Raw genomic sequence first — 21653 nt, 5'->3', positions numbered from 1 at the left:
GTTTCTACATCTATCCTTAATTGAGTGTCTGACTTACTAAAGCTTTAAGTATAGATTTATTGTTGAAACATATATTTTATCATAAGTATAGTAAATTCAAATTTATTAGTTATTTTAGTAATAACTACTTTATATTTTTCTTTTATATCATAAAACTTACCACTGTATAAATCATTATAACAAAATTAAAGCTGAAATTTTATATATTACCTAAAATTTCAGCTAATAATTATTAATTTAATCTAATAATTTACGTAGAATTTAAACTTTTGCTAACGGAAGTGAAATTGTCACTGTTGTTCCCTTCCCATATTCACTATCAATTTTAAGAATGCCATTATGCATATCTACAATATTGCTAGAAATAACCAATCCAAGTCCTGCGCCAATAGATTTAGGATCAATTTTATAGAATGACTCCATAACATGATTTATATCCTCTTTTTTAATTCCAATACCTGTATCGCTAATTTTAATTAAAATGTACTCTTCACTAACTGATTGAATAACATAGATTTTACGATTTTTATATGAGAACTTAATTGCGTTATCTAATACATTTAGTATAACTTGCCTCAATCTATCACCATCTGCTGTAATAATTGCTGGGTGCGTTTCAGCCACTAATTTAATTTCCTTTTTTTCTGCTTTCTTTTGAAGCTGGAAGGTTACTTCACGAATAATTTTGTCTATCTTGATATCAGATAAGATTAGTTTAATTCGATCTGACTGATATCTTGAAAAATCTAAAAGATTCTCCACCAGGCTAATAAGTCGATCTGATTCATCATTAATAATTCCCAAACCAAATTTAAACTCCTCAGCCGATAATTCGTCTGGATTCCGCATAGTTTCAATCCATCCCTTAATCCCTGTCAAAGGCGTCCTAAGTTCATGAGAAATTGATGATATAAAATCATTCTTTAAACGATCAGCTTTTAATATTTCATCGCCCATGTAGTTAAGTGTTTTTGCTATTTCTCCAAGTTCATTTGGATAAGTATCTTTGATTTTTTCCTTGTATTTTCCCTCTGCTATTTTCTTTGTAAAATTGATAATATCATTTAATGGTTCTACAATTATATTCCCTAAACGCAAACTTACAAAAAACACGATAACAGCAATAAAAATGCAGATGATAATCCCATAAATCAACAGATTAATAATTAAAGCATTTACTTGTGTTAAGGATGTTGTATACCGCAAAATCCCTAATACTTGCCCGTCAAAAACAAGAGGTGTATATACTGCCATAATCTTTTGACCTGAATATGAATTTTTCTCAATTTTATATGTGGTTTTCAAATCCAATACATCAGAATCTATCAAATAAGTTTTATCTTCATAAAAACCTGTAGATGATTGAATTAATTTCCCATTTCTTTTTAATAGTTGTAGTTCAGATCCATTAATCTGATAATTTTTAATAATTTCATCACTGAATTCCGCCAAGCTTTTATTAGTAAAATTAGTTTCTCTTGCTAGCACAGAAGGATTTGCCTCTACTTGACTTTGAAATGTATTAACAATCCCTTGGTAATAATATTGCCTTATTCCAATTCCAAATACTATCATAACAAGACTTAATGTAAGTAAACTAATGATCATAAAGTAAACAATGATCCTTCGCTTCATAGTTTTACTCCTTCCATAAGTACCCATATCCCCAATCCGTGCATAAATACTCTGGAGCTGATGGATCATTCTCTATTTTCCTTCGTATACGTCTTATATTTACATCGACAACTTTTTCATCACCAATATAATTTATTCCCCAAACTTCATCCAAAATATCATTTCGTGTAAATACCTTATTCTTATTATTTATTAAAAATTGAATCAAACAATATTCTGTTGGAGTTACTTTGATATCCTTTCCAAAGCGAGATACTTTTTTATTTATTACATCAAGCTCAAATGGTCCTGATTTAATAACTGAACTTTCTTTCTTTGAATATACATGATTCAACCTTCGCGCTAAAGAAATAATTCTTGCCTCTAGCTCAACCATGCTAAATGGCTTTAGTAAATAATCGTCAGCTCCTTCTACAAGACCTTTTACTCTATCTTCTTCCTGAGATCGTGCCGTTAACATGATAATCCCAACAGATTGACTTATATCTCTAATTTTCTGACACACCTCAAATCCATCAATTCCTGGGAGCATTAAATCTAATAAGACAATATCAATCTTTCTATTATTAAAAATAGATAAGGCCTCTTCTCCATTCTCAGCTTCTAGAACTTCGTACTTTTTCTTTCTTAAATTTAGGCAGATAAAACTTCTAATTGACAGTTCATCCTCAACAACAAGAATTGTTTCCATATTTTCCTCCATTAAAATTCATCTTTAAGTAAATGAAAATTTTCCTTTGAAATAGGTTGTTCTTCTTTAATATCATCATAAAATATAATATCCTTCGTTTCTCCAAGCTTGGTTTTGTTCTCACCATATGAACTTTTGCTTATCCATTTTACTTCAAATAAATTATCCTGACTTTCATTATCTATAAGTCTAACACCTTGATCAAGCTTCTGAATTGTAACTTTGCTATGCCATTTGGAAGAAATTGTAATATAAAAATGCTGTACACTATCTGTATATCTTTCTTCTACAATTTCATGTGTTCCATCTTCTTTATAATCAGAGTAAGTATAAATAAAAGGGATTTCTGCCATCGCTGCATCTTCAAAACCTTTAGGAATATACATTCCTCCAACATCTATAATACCGTCATTGTTGATATCTCTACTATATAATGGGTAAGCCTTAAATAAAATACCATCATTTTCATCTCCAATTTTAATAAATCTTCCCTTATAGCAAGTAACAATTTCAGTTAACATTGAATGGGCCCCTAATGCACTATCAATGAATAACGCATTATTCCCATCTGCTAATTTTCCACCAACGACATTTTCAATTACCCCCTCAGGATTTAGACCCACAAACGTGTGAGATTTTAATTGATTATTTTCATAATTAAACATCTCTGCTGTTTTTGATTTGCCTATTTCTCCATCAATTATTATAACATCAGGTTTCTTATCTTCATTGCAATCCGATATATCTATCCATTCGTAAGTACGATTAACTTTATTAACTAATTCTTTTCCATTCAATTCATATATAAATAACTGTTTACTTAGTTCAGAATCTGATACTGAAGTACCTAAAATCACTTCTTTTTTCCCATCCCCATCAAGATCTTTAAGAGTAAAATAATCAAGAATATTAAAATTAGTGGCTACATCAAATACTTTATTCCATTTTTCATTTTCTTCTTTAAGCATTAATAGATGAACTTGTCTATTTTCTTTCATATCCCTATATAATATAAATGCTTCATTTTTACCGTCTTTATCAACATCATCTATAAAAATACTTTGTTTTTCTTGTGAATTCTTAGGTACTAAGAATTCACTGCCAGGCGTTAAAATTTCTTTTAGCTCTTTATTAATTTTATTTTCTTCTACATTTTCGAGCATAGGGGCTTGAATTAAGCTAGTTGTGTTTACAACATTCCCACAGCCTGTTATAATACTCCCTAAAGAAATAATCAGTATTATAACTCTTGCATATTTTCTCATAACATATACACCCCATTTTTCATTCTGTTATTATTTAGTATTACCTTATCCATGATATATAATTACTTCATATCCATAATTTTTAGCTCTTATGTTAACTATACGTTTTTATTATATTTTCACTAAATGCCTGTGCTTCAATGCTTAGTTTTTAGCTATCATCCTATAATTTTAAAATAAGAAAGTAGTTTTTAATTTACTAAAAATCATTCTTTAAAATATATATTGCATAGGTTTGTCCTGTGTTTGCATCATAATTTACAGACAAAAATATATTTTTATACTTAAAATGTGCATCTCCACTTTTATCACTAACTGGATTTCCGAAAACTTCTTTAAATCTACTTATCTTATCACCAATCTTTACACCATTTAAATTCAAATCATTTCTCATAGTAAAGATTTGCTCTACCTTATCATTATTTTTCTGATCAAACCAAACTCTAATACCAGCTTTTTTAAATTCCACTCCACCTTCTCCTATAGAATTTGGCTTTTCATTTAATGTACTTATAAGTTCATCTTTACTAAAACCTAATAGATTCATGTATTCTGTAAAATTATTCTTTCCATTATCCGACTTTGAGGCATCAATAGACTTGCTATCTTCAATTATTTTTACTGAATCATTTTTCTTTTTTACTTGTGAAGATACTATTTCTTTATTATCCTCATTATTAGCAGATTTTTCAATGCTGACTACTTCTTCTGATATTTTTTCACCTTCTGCTTGATTGCTATTTTCTGAAACTTTCTCAACTGACACTTCTTTATTTTCAGCATCTATTTCAGATGACTTTTTAGGACTACACCCCACTATACTTGCAGAACTTATAGTGATAGCACATATTATAGCTGCTGAAAACAATAATTTAAATCTCTTTTGAATTTTATTTATCATAATTATTCTCCTAACTAATTTTTATCATTTTTTTGTATATAATTAATCTACTTAGAAGTTCAAAATATATATACTTTAGTATTTTTTTATCCTATAGATAACGCAATCATAAACTATACTTAAACTATGAAATATATTCCAACTAGAAATGAGTAATATACTTTTGTGGAATGTTTCATTGGTAATTTTGATGGATGTGATTCTTGGCTATAAGTTGTTCCAAATGTGCTAGTTCAAAGCTTGTTCTTTGAGGCTAGCACTTTGGTTGCAACTTTATAGCCTTAGAATCCCCCATGAAAATTACCCAGAAACTGGAACAAAAGTATATTATTCATTTCGGCGAGTTATATGCATAAGTTCAGGTCTTAGTGTGGTTATCTCTATCTAAAGTATAAAAGATTTTTAAACTAAAAGCGTTACAAAAAAGTTACAATATTATGGTGAAAACTTTCAGTAAATTCCTTTGTTAATTAATAAAAAAATTCTATTGCAATAATATTAATTGATTATAATAAATAATTTTTTCGTTTTGAGGCATATAAAAAAGCCATCCTTTAAGGATAGCTTTTCTTTTAAGCTGCTTTGCTTGCTTTTTGGGTGAAACATTTAATTGCTAAGAATATCTTGTGTAAATTCATCTAAGTCTACATCTCCATAGATTCCATCGATAACACCTTTATCTGTATATTGATGTCCTGCTCTAGAATTCCATACACTATTAGCTGGTAAGTTAAATGGACTCTTATAATAATTTGCTTCCCATAATGTATATTTAGATAATCTACTATCTAAATTATTTTTTATAAAATCTGAATATGTATATATACAAATGTCCATATTACTTAATTTTTTGAATTCATCTATGAACCTTAATGCATAACCCATGACATCAAATCCATCTTGTTCTATATCCAAAGCAGGTTTTAGGTTATTCTGCTTATCTTTTATGCTATTGTAAAAATTACGTGCTTGTGTTTCAGGAGAGCTTGTCCCAACTAAAAAATGATAAAAACCTGTCTTTAATCCAGCATTTTGAGCACCACTATAACTAATTTCCAAATAATTATCCACATAGGTTGTCCCTTCTGTAGCTTTTATGTATACACATTGGATCCCTGAAGCTTTGACCTTTTTAAAATCTATGTCTCCATTGTAGTGACTAATATCTATACCTTTTAATAAAGTATCAGAACTATTATTGACTGGATTTCCTGGCCCTATCTTCTTGCCATCAGAACCGATTTTATAGCCATCTATTGTAGAATTTGTAACTAAAGCTCCAGATGATTTATCTAAATAATAAGTATCACTTCCAGAATTTATCCATCCTGTTGACATTGCTCCACTAGATTTTAAATAATACCACTTTTCATCAATATTAACCCATCCTTTAGCCATTGCACCAGTATCATATAAATAATACCAAGTTCCATTATCTTTAATCCATCCAGTTGCCATGCTTCCACTACTGCTAGAGTAATACCAATTATCACCTGATTTATACCATCCTGTAGCCATTTCACCACTACTATAAAACATGTAAATTTTATTATCAATTTTATTTAGTCCTGTTACCATAGCACCTGAACCGTTTAAGAAATACCAAACATTATTTAATTTCCTCCAACCAGTAACCATACTGCCTGATTGATCTAAATAATACCATATGCCATTGACATTAAACCATCCAGTTACCATTCTTCCATCGTATTTTAAATAATACCACTTGTTATCTGGTTTTATCCACCCAGTTGCTCTTGTATTATCTGATTTACAGTAATACCAGTATCCATTCTCTTTTTTCCACCCAATAGTTGATGTTATGTTAACTTTTCCATCATTACTATTTACAATATCTTGGGTACTATATTTATAAATAACATTTAATTCACTTGGCTTATTTTCAGGTATACCTGGATTAGGAATTTCATCTGATATATTGCTAACAGTATTGCTAGATACTACAGTTGAATCAGTAGTTGTAGCTTGTACATTTATCACTTGTCCAAAACTTATACTAGTTAATAAAACAAGTATAAATGAAGTAAGTTTCTTTCTAATATTCACATGGATCATTCTCCTTTTAATTTTCATTAAGTGCTTACTTATTTTTTAATCCGCTTCAATCAATTCATCTAAAATTATACAATTAATGTAATTCTCAATCAATTGATTTACTATGGATGTAGAGGAAACTTATGTCAACATCATCTTATATAGCTTACTAACTTCTTTCTTTAGCCAACTATAATAGGAACTATACCAGTATTTATTCTCTAATTGTATATATAAAATTTACTAGGTAAAAAAATTAATAAATTTTATATATACATCATAGATTTATAATAAGACTGGAATAAGAAAACTATTATGCTTTTTTATTCCACAAAAATAAATGTATTATAATGGATAATAATTATTATTTATTAATAAAACGTTGCAATTTTCCGAATATTCCAATATAATTAATATAACATATAGGTAAGGAGTGATGTTAAATGAAAAAAATACTCTCTAAGGCTTTTGCTAAGAAAATTATCGAATTTTTGATATATGGTCCAGGGTATAAAGCTCCTGAATATGCATATGTTCGTGTAACTCCTCCATCTTCTAACAGAGATATTTGCGAAGATAACTTGAGGCGATAAAATTATATTTTTAATATATACAACTTATTAATAGTAGATATTTACGTGTGCATATAGAAAAAATAACTAGTGGAATTTAATCTGCTAGTTATTTTTTATTAACACTTCCTTATATACTTTAAAATATAAATAATTTAATTCTTTACACATTTTTTTATTGCTTTTCATATGTAATTTTATAAATTTTCCTTTTTAACTTTAAAACAATTTATACTTAAAACCATAAATTTTTAAAAAAGGTTTATTTTAATATTAAAAACACTCTTTTTCTTAATCCTTACCAATTTTTATTATTCTTGAAAAATATGAAAATTTTTAGTACTATAAAATTATTATAATGTAACATATCTAATAATGAATCTATATTTATTGAGAGGAGAAATTTGTTCGATGGAATTTAATTTAAATGAAGGTACTTCATATATCAAAGAGTTTAAAGTTACAGAAAATGAAACAGCTATAAAAATGGGATCAGGTGATCTAGAGGTCTATGCAACCCCTGCTATGATTGCTCTAATGGAAAATGTATCAAAAAGTTTAGTAATAGAGGAACTTCCAAGTGGTTATACTACAGTGGGAATTGACATGAGTGTCAAACATATTAAATCATCTCCAATTGGCGCAAATATAAAATGCAAATCTACCCTTACAAAAGTAGATGGAAAAAAATTATTTTTTGATGTGGAAGCAAGTGATGACCAAGGTACTATCGGAAAAGGTTCTCATATAAGGTTTATTGTAAACTCAGAAGATTTTATGAGAAAAACTAAAAATTGCTAAATAAATGATAATAACTATATTTAAAGAGATTCTCTCTTTAAATATAGTTATTGCTTTAAGATTGATTTAAATTGGACTTACTCCGATACTTTTCCACAAATATTTAAAATTAGTTTTGAATAATAAATTTATATCGATATTTTGATTCATTGCCCAAAGGACCATAGAACTTTGCAACATCGACACAATACTCTTTGATGTAGATAGAGAATCAATTTCTGGCAAAACCTCACCTAATTCTTTTCCTTCTTCTACAACATTGTCTATCCCTTCCAATAATCTATGGTTAAAATCATTTACTAAATTTTTATTTTCGTAACTTTTTAATCCTTCAATTGTTATAAATGTGACAGCAATATAGTTAAATTTATTTATATTTAGAATCTTTTTTAAATATGGTATTATTCCACAATATTTTATAAAAATTGTTTTCAGCTTTTTTTTTGCGGATTCATTGCATAAATTGGTAGCGCCTATAATTTCATCAAAGTATGGAGAACAAAACTCTTCTATCACTTTATATATAAGCTCATCTTTACTTTTAAAATACTTATAAAAAGCACTTTTATTTATGTTAATTTGTTTAAAAATATCTCTAATAGACACTTCAAAAAAACCATTTTCCATAAATAGTTTGATAGATGACTTTAAAATTTTTTCTTTAATTTCCACCCTAAAATTCTCCCTTTTTTATTTAGCATTTTCCACCATTAATAAAAAAAACAAACTAAATATTATAATATAAACTTAGTTTGTACCATTTTAATGCTGCTGAACTTTTATATATACGTTATAATTCTAAAAATATTGCAAGAATTTCAGCCGTAATTGTGAATTGCAACATATATATTATAAATAATTCATACTAATCACCTTATTTATATGGTAATTAGTATGAATATATTTCTGAAGTCTTTAACTCTCTAAAATCTGAATTTGAAATTAATATGTTCTTATTTCTTAAGTATTTTAACCATTAGGTTTGTAAATAAGCTAATATTTATTTAAGTATTATAAAGTTTCTTAATGTTAATTCTATTTTGCTCCTGAAAATGCTATCCAAGGTTTTTGAATTTCTTGCTTTAATGTGTTATAAGTATCAATTTGACTTCTTAATTGAATGTTTAAATCTTCACTACTCAAAACTTGGGTATTATAAGCAGATTCAGTTATCATTCCTAAGTCATATTTAAGTTTTGCATCACTAAGGTTCTTATTACTTAATTCTATATTTTGTTTAATATAATTAATATTATCTTCTGCTGTAATAAGATTTGTATAAAGTGTTTTTAGTTGGTCTTTAAACTGCTTTTTACTCTCGTTTAAATTAGTTTGATTTTCATCAATAGTTAGCTTTGTGCCTAGGTATGACAAACGTGCAGGTAATGCATTTGAATATTTGCTTTCTGCTTTATCATATGCTTCTTTTTTTTCATTAATTGTTTCCTGATCAGCAGGATCAGTACTATTTTTAACGTCATCATATTCTTGTTTTGCATGAGCCGCAGCTTCTTCCAAGTCATTAACTCCACTAGCACTTAACTCACTTATTTTATATTCATTTCCTGATACAGTTATATAATTATCTTTATCATTATAATACTCATTATTAATCTTAACTAATTGTTCACTGTATTTTAAATAATTATCTATAACTTTATCTAAGTAACTATCTATAGATCCATCTATTTTAAATGCCTCATACGGAATATCCTGTTCCAAAGCATATTGTGTTACATCCTTACCTGTCAATACTTTAAAGCTATATTCAGCGTCCTTTAATGTATTTTCACTTGTTTTTTGTGTTATTTGTAAATTTTGAATTTCAAGTTCAGTTGATTTCAAATCACTTGATGTTACCATTCCTAGACTGCTTTTGAGTTTTGCATCGCTTAATGTCTTGTTTTTAATTTGTAATTCTTTTTCAGCTTTATCTATTTTTATTTGACTTGTAACAATATTGTTGTATGCTTTAGTAACTTTTTGAACTAAAACATCTTGATCAAAATCCCTTTGCTGTCTAGCTTTATTTGCATTAGCTTCTCTAGTATCATCATTAAAGTCTTCTTCATCTCCACTAACATCTTTAGAATCATCTAAGTCTTCATTTATGTCATTAGTCTTATCTTGGTAAGTTATTTTACTAGTATCAAGTTGTAATATTTCGCTTATGCTGATTGCCTCTTTTACAGCTTCATCTAAAGTAAGCAGTTGCTTTCCGTTTACGATTTGTGAATTTGTTGCAGTGCTTGTACTAGTAGTTGTTTGTTGAGTTGAATCTGCTGCAAGCGCTGGTACAACGCTACCACTCATGACACTAATCCCTATTGCAAATGCTATTATCTTATTTATATTTTTTCTCATGTATAAATCTCCTCTTCATTAATATTTATTTTAATATAAATTCGAATTCTCTTTTTATTTACTAGATTATTTTTCTGTTGTAGCTTTATTTTACTACAATTTTATTGTTTAGTAAATGTAGTCATAATTTAGGATTTACTCCTGAACTTTGTATTTAAACTAATACACTTTATATATGGATCATACTAAAACTTAATTTTAGTATGATCTTATTAAAATTACCAATTTCTTTGTTATATGCCTACATTTGATTCGCTATCAATTGGCGTTGATTTTTTTCTATGAATTTTTTTTGCAAATCTTTTTTTCAATCCATCAAGTATTGTATAAACTATTGGAACTACGAATAATGTTAATATTGTTGAAGTGATTAATCCTCCAATTACCGCTTGTGCCATCGGTTTACGCATTTCAGTACCTGCTCCTGTAGCTAATGCTGTAGGAATCATACCAAATATCATTGCTAAAGTAGTCATGATTATAGGACGTAATCTTACAAGACCAGCTTCTACTAAAGCCTCATTTCTTGGCATTCCCTTTTTAATTCTTTCCTTTGCAGCATCAATAAGCAATATACCATTTTTAGCAACCAGTCCCATAAGCATTACAATACCTATTGCTGCCATCATGCTTAATTGACTTCCACCAACATATAATCCTATTATTGCTCCAATCAATGCTAGTGGTAGAGCGAACATTATAGCTATAGGGTCAACAAAACTTTCAAATTGGGCTGCCATAACTAAATATAATAAAAGAACTGATAAAACTGAATTTTGCACCAAACTAATCATACTCTTCTGCATAGTTCCATTCATTCCTCCAACAGACAAAGAAACTCCCGCCGGCAATTCACTTTTTATCTTAGCTAAATACTTATTTTGTAAAGTTCCAGTAGATAAACCCCTTACATTACAAGAAAGCTCGACTTGTGCCTGCTTATTGTATCTATGTAATGTTGAAGAAGTTGTTCCAACAACTTTTTTAGTTACTTCAGTTAGCGGAACAAGCTTATTGTTTGAACCCGAAACGTAAATTCCATCAAGATTACTAAGATTTTTACGCTGCTCATCTTGAAGCAAAACTTTAACATCATATCTATCTTTTCCACCATCATACTTAGTTACAGTTGAACCATTAAATAATGTAGCCAAGGTACTAGCTACGTCTGAACTGTTAACACCTAAATCAGCAGCTTTATCACGATCAACAGTCATTTTTACCTCTGGTGTACCTGAATTGGTATTAACACCAACATTAGTAGCATCTGGATCTTTAGCCATCTCTGCTTTCATCTTTTCTGCGAAAGCTTGAACTTTTGCTCTATCATCACCAACAAGATTAATAGCTACATCTTTTGAAGATCCGCCACCACCTCCCATAGATGCAGCTGATGCTGTAATATCCATTCCAGGCAGTATCTTTAGATCTGTTCCAAGTTTTTGCGCCATATCTCTCGAGCTAATCTTACGTTGTTTCTTATCTACCAATGTAAGATTAACTGTTGCTTTACTATTAGTAACTGTTGAATATACATATTCAATTTCTGGATTTTTCTTAACAATCTCTTCAATCTGTTTAGTTTCCTTACTTGCAGTATCTAATGTTATTCCTGAATCAAAATTAGCATTAACTGTTATTTGTCCTTTATCAGTTATAGGTATCATTACGAAACCTAATGATGGAATAAGTGAAAGACTCGCTATAAACATAACTGCGCAAACAGCCAAGACTGTTATCCTCTTATGAAGAAGAAAAGCTAATAAATATGAATATTTCTCGGCAAAAATGTCGAATTTATGATTAAACCATCCAAAAAACTTACCAATAAATGTTTTACTTTCTTTTCTTTCTGATCTAAGCATTCTAGATGACATCATTGGTACAAGGGTAAATGATACAAACAATGAAACTGCCATACTAAAAACAATTGTAAGTGCAAACTCAATAAAGAACTTTCCAATTATTCCAGCTATCATTGCCATAGGCAAGAATACTGCAATAACAGCTAAAGTTGTTGCTATTACTGCAAATCCAATTTCTGAGGTAGCATCCTTAGCAGCATCAATTGGATGTTTTCCCATATGAAGATGCCTTACAATGTTTTCTATAACAACTATAGCATCATCAATTAAAAGCCCTACTGCAAGTGATAATGCCATTAAAGACATAGTATTTAATGTAAAGTCCATCTCTTTCATACAAATAAAAGTAGTTATTATAGATATCGGAAGAGATGATGCACTTATAAGGGTACTTTCCCATTCATTTAAGAATAAAAATACAATAACAACTGCTAATATACATCCTTCTATGATAGTATTCATAACATCATCTACTGTATCTTTTATTGATGTTGAATTATCAGTAACAATATCAGCATGCATACCTTCTGGTAATGAAGTTTTAACTTGTTCTAATGCTGCTTTAGCTTCTTTTGCAACTTCTACTGTATTAGCACCAGATTGCTTAACGATATCAATACCAATTGACGGATTACCTTGATAGTAAGCTTGGCTCGTTTTTTCAACAATCCCATCTTCAACTGTTGCAATATCTTTTACTCTAATCTCTGTTCCGTTTTTGTTGGACACCAAGATATTCTTAAAATCTTCTACTTTTTGTATTTTACTGTTTGTTGTAATAGATATCTGGTTATCTCCATCAATAACTTTACCAGTTGACTGATCAATATTATCACTCTTGATACTATTTATTACAGCACCTGATGTAAGGCCATATTGTAATAATTTATTATTATCTAACTTTATATGAATTTCTCTTGTATCCTCACCTGATACATTTACGGCTCCAACACCCGATACCGCATATAACTTTGGTTTTAGAGTATTATCTACAAAGTCTGTCATTTTTTGATTATCAGTTGAACCATAAACAGCTATTGATATAATTGATGTCGCCGACATATCAAACTTAGAAATTATCGGATCATCAGCATCAGTTGGTAATTTACCTCTAACACTTGAAATTTTATCTCTAACTTCTTGTGCTGCAACTTCACCATTTTTACTTAAATCGAATTCTATAACAGTTTGTGACATCCCTGAACTTACACTTGAAGTTATATTTTGAACTCCAGAAATTTGCTGTACTGCATCTTCTATCTGTTTTGTTACTTTACTTTCTATATTTTCTGGTGTAGCTCCATTTTCTGTTACTACAACGGAAACATAAGGCATATCAGCATTTGGCATATCATTAAGTGTCAATCCCTTATAGCATACAAATCCTAAAATAGTAAGGACAATCATTATAACTGATATAAATACAGGTCTTTTAATACTAATATTTGCTATATTCATTTATTATCCCTCCTACTTATTTGTTGTATCATCTGCACCGCCATCTTGTTCAGAAGCTGTGTTATCTGAAAAACTATCGTCCTTTATAATTGCATCTACTTCACTACCCTCTTGAAGCGTACTTATATTAGTACATATTACCTGATCCCCTTCTTTAATACCATCTGTTATTTCAACGTTATTTTCATTAGTTTCACCAATTGTAATTTTTTGCTTTTTAGCTATTCCATTATCATTTAAGAAAACAGAATAATCTCCTTCGTTACCAGCTAAAGCACTAATTGGAACAGTTATAACTTGTGCTTTTTCCTCGCTAATAAGCTGTACCTTTCCAAAAATGCCAGGTAACAGTGATTTATCGCCATTATCTATTTTTACTTTACAATTGAATACTCTAGTTGTAACATCCGCTGCAGAGTCCATAGCTTCAATAGTGCCATCATATGTTTTATCATTTCCATCTACCGTAATTGTTGCAGCTTGACCTATTTTTACTCCAGTTATTTTCTCTTGTGGCACTTGTATTGTTGCATATACAGACGATATATCATTAACTTTTGCAAGAGCTGCCCCCTGAGATGCCATTTGTCCTACATTTAAGGCTTTATCGCTTATAACTCCGCTTATAGGTGCTTTAATCGCTGTGTTAGCCAAATCATTTTGAGCCTTCTGTAAATTTACTTTTTGTGCTTCTAAGCTTGCTCTTGAACTTTCAATGCTTGCTTTCGCTGATTCAATACTTGCTAATCCCGAACTATAATCAGCTTTAGAAGTGTTTAGAGCTTTTTCAGCTGATTCAAGATCTGTTTTTGATATAGCGCCTCCATCAAAAAGGGTCTTTTGTCTATCATAATTACGCTGTGCATCGTCCATAAGAATTTGCAATTTCTGTAGCGTTACTTGCGATGAATTTAGTTGTTGCTGCGTTGAATTTACTTGCTGCTCACTAACTTCTACCTGAGCTTGTGCAGTTTTTATACTATTTTGTATATCTTGGTCATCAAGCGTAGCTATAGTATCACCAGCATTTACATATTGTCCATTTTCAACTGATACACTAACAACCTTTGCTGCTATCTTACTAGTTACTATTCCTTGTTGATAAGCTTCTAAAGTTGCTTTATATGAATCCCCTAAACTTTTTTCTTCTGCTTTAGCAATCTGTGCTTCAACAGTGGTTTTACTCACAGCAACAGCAGTAGTTTCTGCCTTTTTAGCTGAAAACAATTTGGTTTTAGCTACTGCTGCACAACCTATTACGGCTATAACAATTACAGCGTATATAACTATTTTTTTTACATTTTTCATGTTTCACACTCCTAATTTGTAAACATATAGTTTATTTTGTTAATTTATATATTATAAAATTAATTTTTCTTTGCACCAATTCCACCCATAATAAAATTTATCAGCTTTTCATTTTCCTCTCTTCTTTGTTCTACTGAATAATAATTTTCATGACAAGTCCGATGACAATGTAATGCCACCATTCCTCCTATAACATTTGTAGCAAAATCAATGTCTATGCCTGTATCCATTACCGCCCCCTCTTCGATTCCTTGCTTTAGAATATTGTATGTAATATTTTTTCCATTTCTTTTTATATCTTTTATAAAATCTTCAAGATCACGTTTTGCTTCAGGATTTAATTCTGAAATCTCATTTGTTATATAATAACTTATCCTTCCAGCCCTTTCTATAACAGCATGCTCAGTTAATTCTATAAGCTTTCCTAGCTTTTTAAGAAATGATTCTTCTTGTGATATCTTCTGGTTTGCATTCATAGTGAAATTTCTATGGTCGTACTTTAAAGCTTGTACAAATAAATCATCTTTACTTCTAAAGTATTCATATATTGTACCCTTACCTATCTGTGCCTTGTCCGCAATATCCTGCATATTAGTTCCCGAAAAACCTTTTTTGAAAAATATGTCTATTGCAGCGGCAAGAATTTCATTTTCCTTATTTTTTAATCTTGCCAAAAAAACCACCTCACTTATAAAAATACTGTATTACAATAAATTACTGACTCATTATATTCACATTTTATTTAAATGACCGACCAGACAGTCAATGATTCACATGCAAATAAATCATTGAAATATTTTATATGTACATGAAAATAATACCACACTTTTAATTTTTATACTTTGTTTGTAACCTAAAAAATATCTTAATTTTTATGATCTACAAAACATATCAGCCTAAAATTATTTGGATTATTATTTATCTATAGCTATCATTTGCTACTTATGTTATTTTAATATGGAGTGTATCATAGAATTATTAACTGAATTTAAACTTTTCTATTTATTTCAAATTTAATTATTATAGTAAATATTTAATCTATAATTAAATACTTGAATTTATATATAGATATGATACTTTTAAACATAGATAAAAAAGTAGTATAATTAGTGCATAAAATGGAGGTATATAAATGTTTCATATTTTGATTGTAGAAGACGACAAAGAGTTAAGAGAATTATTTTCAACTGTTTTACTTAAAAATGGATATAAAACTACTGGTGCGAAAGATGGAATCGAAGCGCTTAATGTTTTGGATAAAGAATATATTGATTTAATTATTTCTGATATCATGATGCCAAATATGGATGGTTTTGAACTAATAAAATCTATTCGTGATGCTCAATTTAATCTGCCTATATTAATGATTACAGCTAAGGAAAGATTTCAGGATAAGCAACGCGGTTTTCTTCTTGGAATTGATGACTACATGGTTAAACCAATTGATGTTAATGAGATGGTGTTAAGAGTAGGTGCATTACTTAGAAGGGCTCAGATTATTAGTGAAAGAAAACAAAGTGTTGGTGATACCATGCTTGAATATGATTCCTTGTCAGTATATCAAAATGGTGAGGCAACAGTCCTTCCACAAAAGGAATTTTATATTTTATATAAGCTTATTTCGTATCCTAATCGCATATTCACAAGACAAGAACTTATGGATGAATTTTGGGGACTTGATTCTGAAACTGATATAAGAACAGTAGATGTGCATATTAACCGTTTGCGTGATCGCTTTAAAAATAACATAGATTTTGATATTTTGACTGTAAGAGGACTCGGATATAAGGTGGTAAAAAATTATGAATGATAAACCAAATTTAAAATTAGGATTAGTCTTTTCATTTATTATTTTTTCAATAATGTTTGTGTCATCAGTACTTACTGCAATTTTAGCTATATTCTTTCATCCAAATTTCTCTTCGGAAGCTAATAAGTTTCTTTGGCCAATTATCGATCTATCTATAATTAGTATAATAGTTGGGACAACCATATCAGCTATAATAGGTAAAAAAATATTAGCTCCACTAGTAAAATTTAGTGAAGCAATTATGGAAGTCGGAAAAGGTAATTTTAATATCAAATTAGATGAAGATAAGTATTACTACGTTGAAGAGCTAAAAAAAATGTCTCAGAACTTTAATATTATGGTAGACGAACTAAATAACATAGAAACTTTTCGAAGTGACTTTATTGCTAATGTGTCCCATGAATTTAAGACTCCCCTTGCATCTATTGAAGGTTACACAACTTTGCTACAAGATAACAATCTAAGTAAAGAAGAAAAGTCTAAATATACAGATAAAATACTAAATAATACAAAAAGGCTATCAAGCTTAGTTGGCAGCATATTACAGATCTCAAGACTAGAGAATCAAGATATAATAGCAGAAAGAAGCAGATTCAAATTAGATGAACAACTAAGACAAACTCTATTGCTTTTAGAATCCAAATGGTCCAATAAAAATATTGACTTAGATATAGATTTAGACTCAATTACTTTTCATGGAAATGAAGAACTGTTGATGCAAGTATGGATAAACATACTTAGTAATGCAATAAAATTTACACTTGAAAATGGTACTATTAGATGCACTTTAAAGAAAGATAAAAACTGGATTACAACAAGCATTTCAGATAATGGCATAGGCATGAACGAAGATACACAAAAGCATATCTTTGATAAGTTTTATCAAGGCGATAAATCACATTCTTCTGAAGGCAACGGTTTGGGATTAGCCCTAGTAAAAAGAATTGTTGACTTATGTGGTGGAGAAATAGATGTATATAGTGAATGTAAAAAAGGATCTACTTTTATAATCAAGTTACCATGTTAATTCTTAATTTCTATAAACACAAAAAGGCTATCTTAATTAATAGATAGCCTTAAATTATATCTGCTTAGTTTTTTAAAAAATCCCATTCAGTTTTATAAAGTTAGTCTAATTTTGCTTGACGATTTCTATTTTTCAACTTTTATCCGTATCATAAAAAGCATTACATGCAATTAATACTATGCAGACCAAAATAACTACCGCCAACATACTTATCCCCTTCTAACTAAATATATAATCCTTTGTATTATTATATATTAATTATGTATATCTTGTGCCTGTAATCGTTTGTTGTTATAAATTAAATTTATAAACCCTGTTGTAGTGTAATTATTTCACAATCACTCATTTATTTATCAAACAATGCACTCTTAATAACTGCAATGGATTCCCTAGCATATGTTGAAGGTACAAAATACCAAGGCATAGTGCTGGAATAATTATCAAAATTTTTATACCCATTCTTCTTTGCTAAAATACTACTTCTAAAAGCATGAAAGTCTGTTGTTACTATTTTTACTTTTATATCACTTATTGATTTGCCACTAAATTCTTCAATCTTTTCTTTAGAATATTTTAGATTTTCATTAGTATCTCTTGATTTATCCTCTAATATTATCTTGTTTTTTTCTATCCCTTTAGCCTGTAAATATTCACTCATGGCCTGTGCCTCTGATGTACTTTCATCTGTACCTTGTCCTCCAGATAAAACGATATATTGAGCCAAATTTTCTTTCGTACATTTTATAGCAATATCAAGTCTTTCCCGAAGTATTAAATTAGGAACTCCTCCATTATCAAGTCCTGCGCCAAGTACAATAATATAATCGTCACTATTTCGATTATACTTTGGATAGTTTATTATTAAAGCTTCTATTATTATAAAACAAATAAATATGATGCAAGATGATATTTTTATGTATCTAAAGATCTTATAAAAAAACACATTCTTTTTCATTCTCTTTTTAGAAAAGTAATATACTAAAATTATAATTCCTAAAACTATAATTGGAAAACCAAACGCAATCCATAATTCCGATAACATATATCTAATTTTCATCAAACTCATCTCCTCCAGACTAATTATCTATACATAATTTAGTTAATCTTAAACTTCTTATAAATATTATATCTGTAACTGAGAAAGATGAAATACCCTTATATAAATCTTATAAAATATATAATAATATCGTAATATTGTTGTCATATATATCAATAATTTCATATTTAGAAATTATTTTCCTAAACAAATTTATAATTACTTTATGATGAAAAATCTTCATATACTTTTTATTGGTAGTTTATAGAGATAATAAATTCATGAAAAAATAGCCTTAGATTCTACTAAAGCTATTCATTGATGAATTTTATAAATTTTTCCTTTTTCATAAAAATTGACGCATATATACTTGAAACTGCAAAAAATATATTAATTATTGGTACAATACTAATAACAAGTATAGTGATTAGTAGACCTCTTTTTTCCTTGTTACCAAAAATATTAATATTATTCTTGTTTAAAACAAGCCTAAATAATAGTAATATTAAGGATAAACAACTTAACTTTATTGATATAGTATATAAATATAACATATTATTCAACTCCTTTGAGTATATGTTTAATTGTCTTCTTTTACATTTTATACCATATTGTAAAGTAATTCCATATAAATTTTTAGCCATCTATCTCATTTTATTTTCATTATTTTTCAGAATCTCATCTATGCTTCTAATTTCTTTTATTCTCTTTTATTTTTCATATATTTCGCTTGAATATAAATTCATATATAATAAAAAAAGCTAGTAGAATAAATAGTAATTAACTATATTCTACTAGCTTTCACTTTAGGATGGATGGTAATTTAAGAACTGAGTTAAAACATTAAGTATCTATTTTTAGAGACTTTGTTCGTAACTTTCTATCATTCTCTTAACCATTTCTCCGCCAACACTACCATTTTGTCTTGAAGAAAGGTTCCCTTTATCAATGTTTTCATAGTTATTTAACCCAATTTCTGAAGCTACCTCAGTTTTTAATCTGTTTAAACCTGTTTTTGCCTCTGGAACTAAAGTTTTATTTCTTGAAGCCATCTTAATCTACCTCCCTTAATCTATGATTTTGTTTGGCATTAATATATTAACCACTCTCACAAATTTTAATCTATGCAAATACTTGTAAAAAAAGTGTTAAAATCCTCCTTTCCATTAATTCTTCACAAGTTCCATTCATTTAAATTCAATAATTTATCAAGTATATTTTACTATAAATTTATAAAACTAATACTGATATGGAGGTGTTAAATTATGAGCAAAAGGCCTTTAGTTCCCAAACTAGAGCAAAACTAGATAAGCTAAAAATAGAATTTGAAAATGAACTTGGCATAGAACTTAATGATAATTATAAAGGAAATAAATCATCAATGTTAAATGGTCGTGTAGGTGGACCAATTGGAGGATTGATGACAAAAAAATGATAGAGGAATACGAAAAAAATTTGATTGACAAGTAATCTCCTTTTCAAAACCATAAATGACTAGTTACTACAATTATGTAACTAGTCAAAATAGCATATCTATATTCTTTTTCATTTAAGTTTGTATTGCTGCTTATATAAATTCCTCAATTCTTTCATTTGAGTTTATATTTTAATTCAATATCATATATACACTAAACTTAACAATTATAAAAATATTAACATTACTCATATTAGTGCAAAAAATTATTCCGTTACTACTACATCAAACGAAGTCTTAATTCCATTAACATTTATTGTAATAGTAGTTTTTCCTGCTTTGTATGCAATAACTGTTGGATGAATCTCTTTAAAAAATCCATCCTCCAAACTTAAATTTATTCCTGAAACCGCAATACTATCATCTTCACTCTTAGACATTGCTATTAAATTGGGAAATGATGAACTTTTATCATCTACGCTACTTACTTTTATCATTCCTAAATCTATAGCTTGATTAGTTCTACAATATAAAGTATTTCCATTAATAGTTGCCCTTGGTTTAGTATTGTCTAATTTGTAACCTGCTCCATCCTCAATTCTTACTCCATCCTTTTCTGGTTCATCTGAATTGACATCAGTTATAGTAAGCATATTACTATCATCTAATTTAACTTCGTAGTTCTCTGTAGTTGATTTAGTAGTCAGTGCATATTCTGGACATAAATTATAATTTTTGTCACTAAGACATTCTATAACCTTGCCATCATCCCCCAAGCTATATTTTCTACCACTTTCCGACGTATATTCGTCTTTTTGCAACACACCATTTTCATCAAAAATATATATATTACCATCTATATTCCATACACCTTTTAAATAATAGCTATCTTGAATTTTAAAATACGTATTTCCATTTTCCTCAAACAAGCTAAAATCTGAGGTTGTACTCATTTTTTCCTCTGAAGGAGGCCTGCTAATATTCATATTAACATTTCTATTAGGAAGAGCATTATTTATCCATTTCCCATTATTATCAAGCTCATACTCCTTACCTTTAATTGATGTTTTACCAGATGCCATAGCACCATTATCCTGTAAATAATACCACCAAACCTTATCTAAAATCCATCCTGTCTTCATATAACCATCATTACCAAAATAGTACCATAAGCCATTTATTTGTTTCCAGCCAGTACTATAAGATTTTCCTTCCTCATACCACCAACCAGTATTATTATGCTTCCATTCTGCTGAAACTTCTTTTGGTATTACAGAAACTACCGCCGCTACAATAAGTAAACTGTAAATTATTTTTTTAGTCATCTATTTCCCCTCATTCCCAAATCTTATAGTGTATATAGCTTCTCCATTTGTTTTATATAAAACATTCCATATTTTCTTTATTATCTATAGTATATTACCTTCATCGGAGATTATTTTTTATATAGC

19 protein-coding genes are annotated in these 21653 nt (G+C 28.9%); 5 read left to right on the top strand and 14 right to left on the bottom strand.

What is annotated here, in order from left to right; translation table 11 throughout:
- Window positions 1-261: 261 nt before the first annotated feature.
- The 5 genes from AXY43_RS00550 to AXY43_RS00530 form a co-directional block, all read right to left on the bottom strand.
- A complete protein-coding gene (locus tag AXY43_RS00550; RefSeq protein WP_105410765.1) occupies window positions 262-1635 on the bottom strand; it encodes a sensor histidine kinase in 1374 nt (457 codons plus the stop codon).
- Window positions 1636-1639: 4 nt separating this feature from the next.
- Window positions 1640-2326, bottom strand: a complete 687-nt coding sequence (locus tag AXY43_RS00545) for a response regulator transcription factor (protein WP_077868722.1) — start codon at window positions 2324-2326, stop codon at window positions 1640-1642.
- A gap of 11 nt (window positions 2327-2337) precedes the next feature.
- Window positions 2338-3591 carry a hypothetical protein gene (locus AXY43_RS00540; protein ID WP_105410764.1) on the bottom strand — a complete coding sequence of 418 codons (1254 nt, stop codon included), beginning with the start codon at window positions 3589-3591 and terminating at the stop codon, window positions 2338-2340.
- Window positions 3592-3790: 199 nt separating this feature from the next.
- The gene (locus AXY43_RS00535) at window positions 3791-4492 is read right to left on the bottom strand and encodes a hypothetical protein (RefSeq protein ID WP_105410763.1); all 702 of its coding nucleotides are present in this window, start codon (window positions 4490-4492) and stop codon (window positions 3791-3793) included.
- A 606-nt stretch (window positions 4493-5098) separates the two neighbouring features.
- Window positions 5099-6559, bottom strand: coding sequence for a GH25 family lysozyme (locus tag AXY43_RS00530; RefSeq protein WP_105410762.1), 1461 nt, complete (start codon window positions 6557-6559; stop codon window positions 5099-5101).
- A 431-nt stretch (window positions 6560-6990) separates the two neighbouring features.
- Here AXY43_RS00530 and AXY43_RS27365 point away from each other — a divergent pair, with 431 nt between their 5' ends.
- Window positions 6991-7140, top strand: coding sequence for a hypothetical protein (locus AXY43_RS27365; protein ID WP_181246051.1), 150 nt, complete (start codon window positions 6991-6993; stop codon window positions 7138-7140).
- Between the two features lie 390 nt (window positions 7141-7530).
- On the top strand, window positions 7531-7920 hold the full coding sequence (locus AXY43_RS00525; protein WP_012058693.1) for a thioesterase family protein: 390 nt from the start codon (window positions 7531-7533) through the stop codon (window positions 7918-7920).
- Between the two features lie 66 nt (window positions 7921-7986).
- Here the strand turns inward: AXY43_RS00525 and AXY43_RS00520 are convergent, their stop codons facing one another.
- From AXY43_RS00520 to AXY43_RS00500, 5 genes are all read right to left on the bottom strand, one after another.
- On the bottom strand, window positions 7987-8592 hold the full coding sequence (locus AXY43_RS00520; RefSeq protein WP_077869906.1) for a TetR/AcrR family transcriptional regulator: 606 nt from the start codon (window positions 8590-8592) through the stop codon (window positions 7987-7989).
- A 363-nt stretch (window positions 8593-8955) separates the two neighbouring features.
- Window positions 8956-10284, bottom strand: coding sequence for a TolC family protein (locus AXY43_RS00515; RefSeq protein ID WP_105410761.1), 1329 nt, complete (start codon window positions 10282-10284; stop codon window positions 8956-8958).
- Between the two features lie 233 nt (window positions 10285-10517).
- Entirely contained in the window at window positions 10518-13607 is a 3090-nt protein-coding gene (locus AXY43_RS00510) for an efflux RND transporter permease subunit (protein ID WP_087702061.1), read from the bottom strand.
- A gap of 12 nt (window positions 13608-13619) precedes the next feature.
- Window positions 13620-14915 (bottom strand): efflux RND transporter periplasmic adaptor subunit, encoded by a 1296-nt coding sequence (locus tag AXY43_RS00505; RefSeq protein ID WP_105410760.1) that lies wholly within the window; start codon window positions 14913-14915, stop codon window positions 13620-13622.
- A 59-nt stretch (window positions 14916-14974) separates the two neighbouring features.
- Window positions 14975-15598, bottom strand: a complete 624-nt coding sequence (locus AXY43_RS00500) for a TetR/AcrR family transcriptional regulator (protein WP_243099138.1) — start codon at window positions 15596-15598, stop codon at window positions 14975-14977.
- A gap of 449 nt (window positions 15599-16047) precedes the next feature.
- Here AXY43_RS00500 and AXY43_RS00495 point away from each other — a divergent pair, with 449 nt between their 5' ends.
- Window positions 16048-16725 carry a response regulator transcription factor gene (locus tag AXY43_RS00495; RefSeq protein ID WP_012058687.1) on the top strand — a complete coding sequence of 226 codons (678 nt, stop codon included), beginning with the start codon at window positions 16048-16050 and terminating at the stop codon, window positions 16723-16725.
- The gene (locus AXY43_RS00490; RefSeq protein ID WP_105410759.1) at window positions 16718-17752 is read left to right on the top strand and encodes a HAMP domain-containing sensor histidine kinase; all 1035 of its coding nucleotides are present in this window, start codon (window positions 16718-16720) and stop codon (window positions 17750-17752) included. Before AXY43_RS00495 ends, AXY43_RS00490 begins: the two co-directional genes overlap by 8 nt.
- 346 nt (window positions 17753-18098) lie before the next feature.
- Here AXY43_RS00490 and AXY43_RS00485 read toward each other — a convergent pair whose 3' ends face one another.
- The 3 genes from AXY43_RS00485 to AXY43_RS00475 all read right to left on the bottom strand — a co-directional run bounded on the left by AXY43_RS00485 (window position 18099) and on the right by AXY43_RS00475 (window position 19840).
- On the bottom strand, window positions 18099-18809 hold the full coding sequence (locus AXY43_RS00485; RefSeq protein ID WP_087702063.1) for a YdcF family protein: 711 nt from the start codon (window positions 18807-18809) through the stop codon (window positions 18099-18101).
- A gap of 290 nt (window positions 18810-19099) precedes the next feature.
- Complete coding sequence (locus AXY43_RS00480; RefSeq protein ID WP_017211696.1) at window positions 19100-19342, bottom strand: hypothetical protein; 243 nt, start codon at window positions 19340-19342, stop codon at window positions 19100-19102.
- A gap of 303 nt (window positions 19343-19645) precedes the next feature.
- Window positions 19646-19840 carry an alpha/beta-type small acid-soluble spore protein gene (locus AXY43_RS00475; protein ID WP_012058685.1) on the bottom strand — a complete coding sequence of 65 codons (195 nt, stop codon included), beginning with the start codon at window positions 19838-19840 and terminating at the stop codon, window positions 19646-19648.
- 197 nt (window positions 19841-20037) lie between these two features.
- Here AXY43_RS00475 and AXY43_RS00470 point away from each other — a divergent pair, with 197 nt between their 5' ends.
- Window positions 20038-20223, top strand: coding sequence for an alpha/beta-type small acid-soluble spore protein (locus AXY43_RS00470; protein ID WP_420022547.1), 186 nt, complete (start codon window positions 20038-20040; stop codon window positions 20221-20223).
- A gap of 245 nt (window positions 20224-20468) precedes the next feature.
- On the opposite strand, the gene AXY43_RS00465 is transcribed toward AXY43_RS00470, so the two are convergent.
- Complete coding sequence (locus AXY43_RS00465; RefSeq protein ID WP_105410758.1) at window positions 20469-21527, bottom strand: cell wall-binding protein; 1059 nt, start codon at window positions 21525-21527, stop codon at window positions 20469-20471.
- Between the last annotated feature and the right edge of the window lie 126 nt (window positions 21528-21653).

Origin of the sequence: Clostridium sp. MF28 (assembly GCF_002969175.1) — a bacterium.
GTDB lineage: Bacteria > Bacillota > Clostridia > Clostridiales > Clostridiaceae > Clostridium > Clostridium beijerinckii.
The sequence above is the reverse complement of the archived record's forward strand: the minus strand, read 5'-3'. Positions and strand labels throughout refer to the sequence as shown.

Coding starts and splice junctions, on each gene's coding strand:
- AXY43_RS00540 (WP_105410764.1), bottom strand. CDS start 3,591: ATGAGAAAATATGCAAGAGTTATAATACTGATTATTTCTTTAGGGAGT.
- AXY43_RS00515 (WP_105410761.1), bottom strand. CDS start 10,284: ATGAGAAAAAATATAAATAAGATAATAGCATTTGCAATAGGGATTAGT.
- AXY43_RS00550 (WP_105410765.1), bottom strand. CDS start 1,635: ATGAAGCGAAGGATCATTGTTTACTTTATGATCATTAGTTTACTTACA.
- AXY43_RS00545 (WP_077868722.1), bottom strand. CDS start 2,326: ATGGAAACAATTCTTGTTGTTGAGGATGAACTGTCAATTAGAAGTTTT.
- AXY43_RS00490 (WP_105410759.1), top strand. CDS start 16,718: ATGAATGATAAACCAAATTTAAAATTAGGATTAGTCTTTTCATTTATT.
- AXY43_RS00505 (WP_105410760.1), bottom strand. CDS start 14,915: ATGAAAAATGTAAAAAAAATAGTTATATACGCTGTAATTGTTATAGCC.
- AXY43_RS00495 (WP_012058687.1), top strand. CDS start 16,048: ATGTTTCATATTTTGATTGTAGAAGACGACAAAGAGTTAAGAGAATTA.
- AXY43_RS00510 (WP_087702061.1), bottom strand. CDS start 13,607: ATGAATATAGCAAATATTAGTATTAAAAGACCTGTATTTATATCAGTT.
- AXY43_RS00475 (WP_012058685.1), bottom strand. CDS start 19,840: ATGGCTTCAAGAAATAAAACTTTAGTTCCAGAGGCAAAAACAGGTTTA.
- AXY43_RS00485 (WP_087702063.1), bottom strand. CDS start 18,809: ATGAAAATTAGATATATGTTATCGGAATTATGGATTGCGTTTGGTTTT.
- AXY43_RS00525 (WP_012058693.1), top strand. CDS start 7,531: ATGGAATTTAATTTAAATGAAGGTACTTCATATATCAAAGAGTTTAAA.
- AXY43_RS00465 (WP_105410758.1), bottom strand. CDS start 21,527: ATGACTAAAAAAATAATTTACAGTTTACTTATTGTAGCGGCGGTAGTT.
- AXY43_RS27365 (WP_181246051.1), top strand. CDS start 6,991: ATGAAAAAAATACTCTCTAAGGCTTTTGCTAAGAAAATTATCGAATTT.
- AXY43_RS00535 (WP_105410763.1), bottom strand. CDS start 4,492: ATGATAAATAAAATTCAAAAGAGATTTAAATTATTGTTTTCAGCAGCT.
- AXY43_RS00470 (WP_420022547.1), top strand. CDS start 20,038: ATGGAGGTGTTAAATTATGAGCAAAAGGCCTTTAGTTCCCAAACTAGA.
- AXY43_RS00480 (WP_017211696.1), bottom strand. CDS start 19,342: ATGTTATATTTATATACTATATCAATAAAGTTAAGTTGTTTATCCTTA.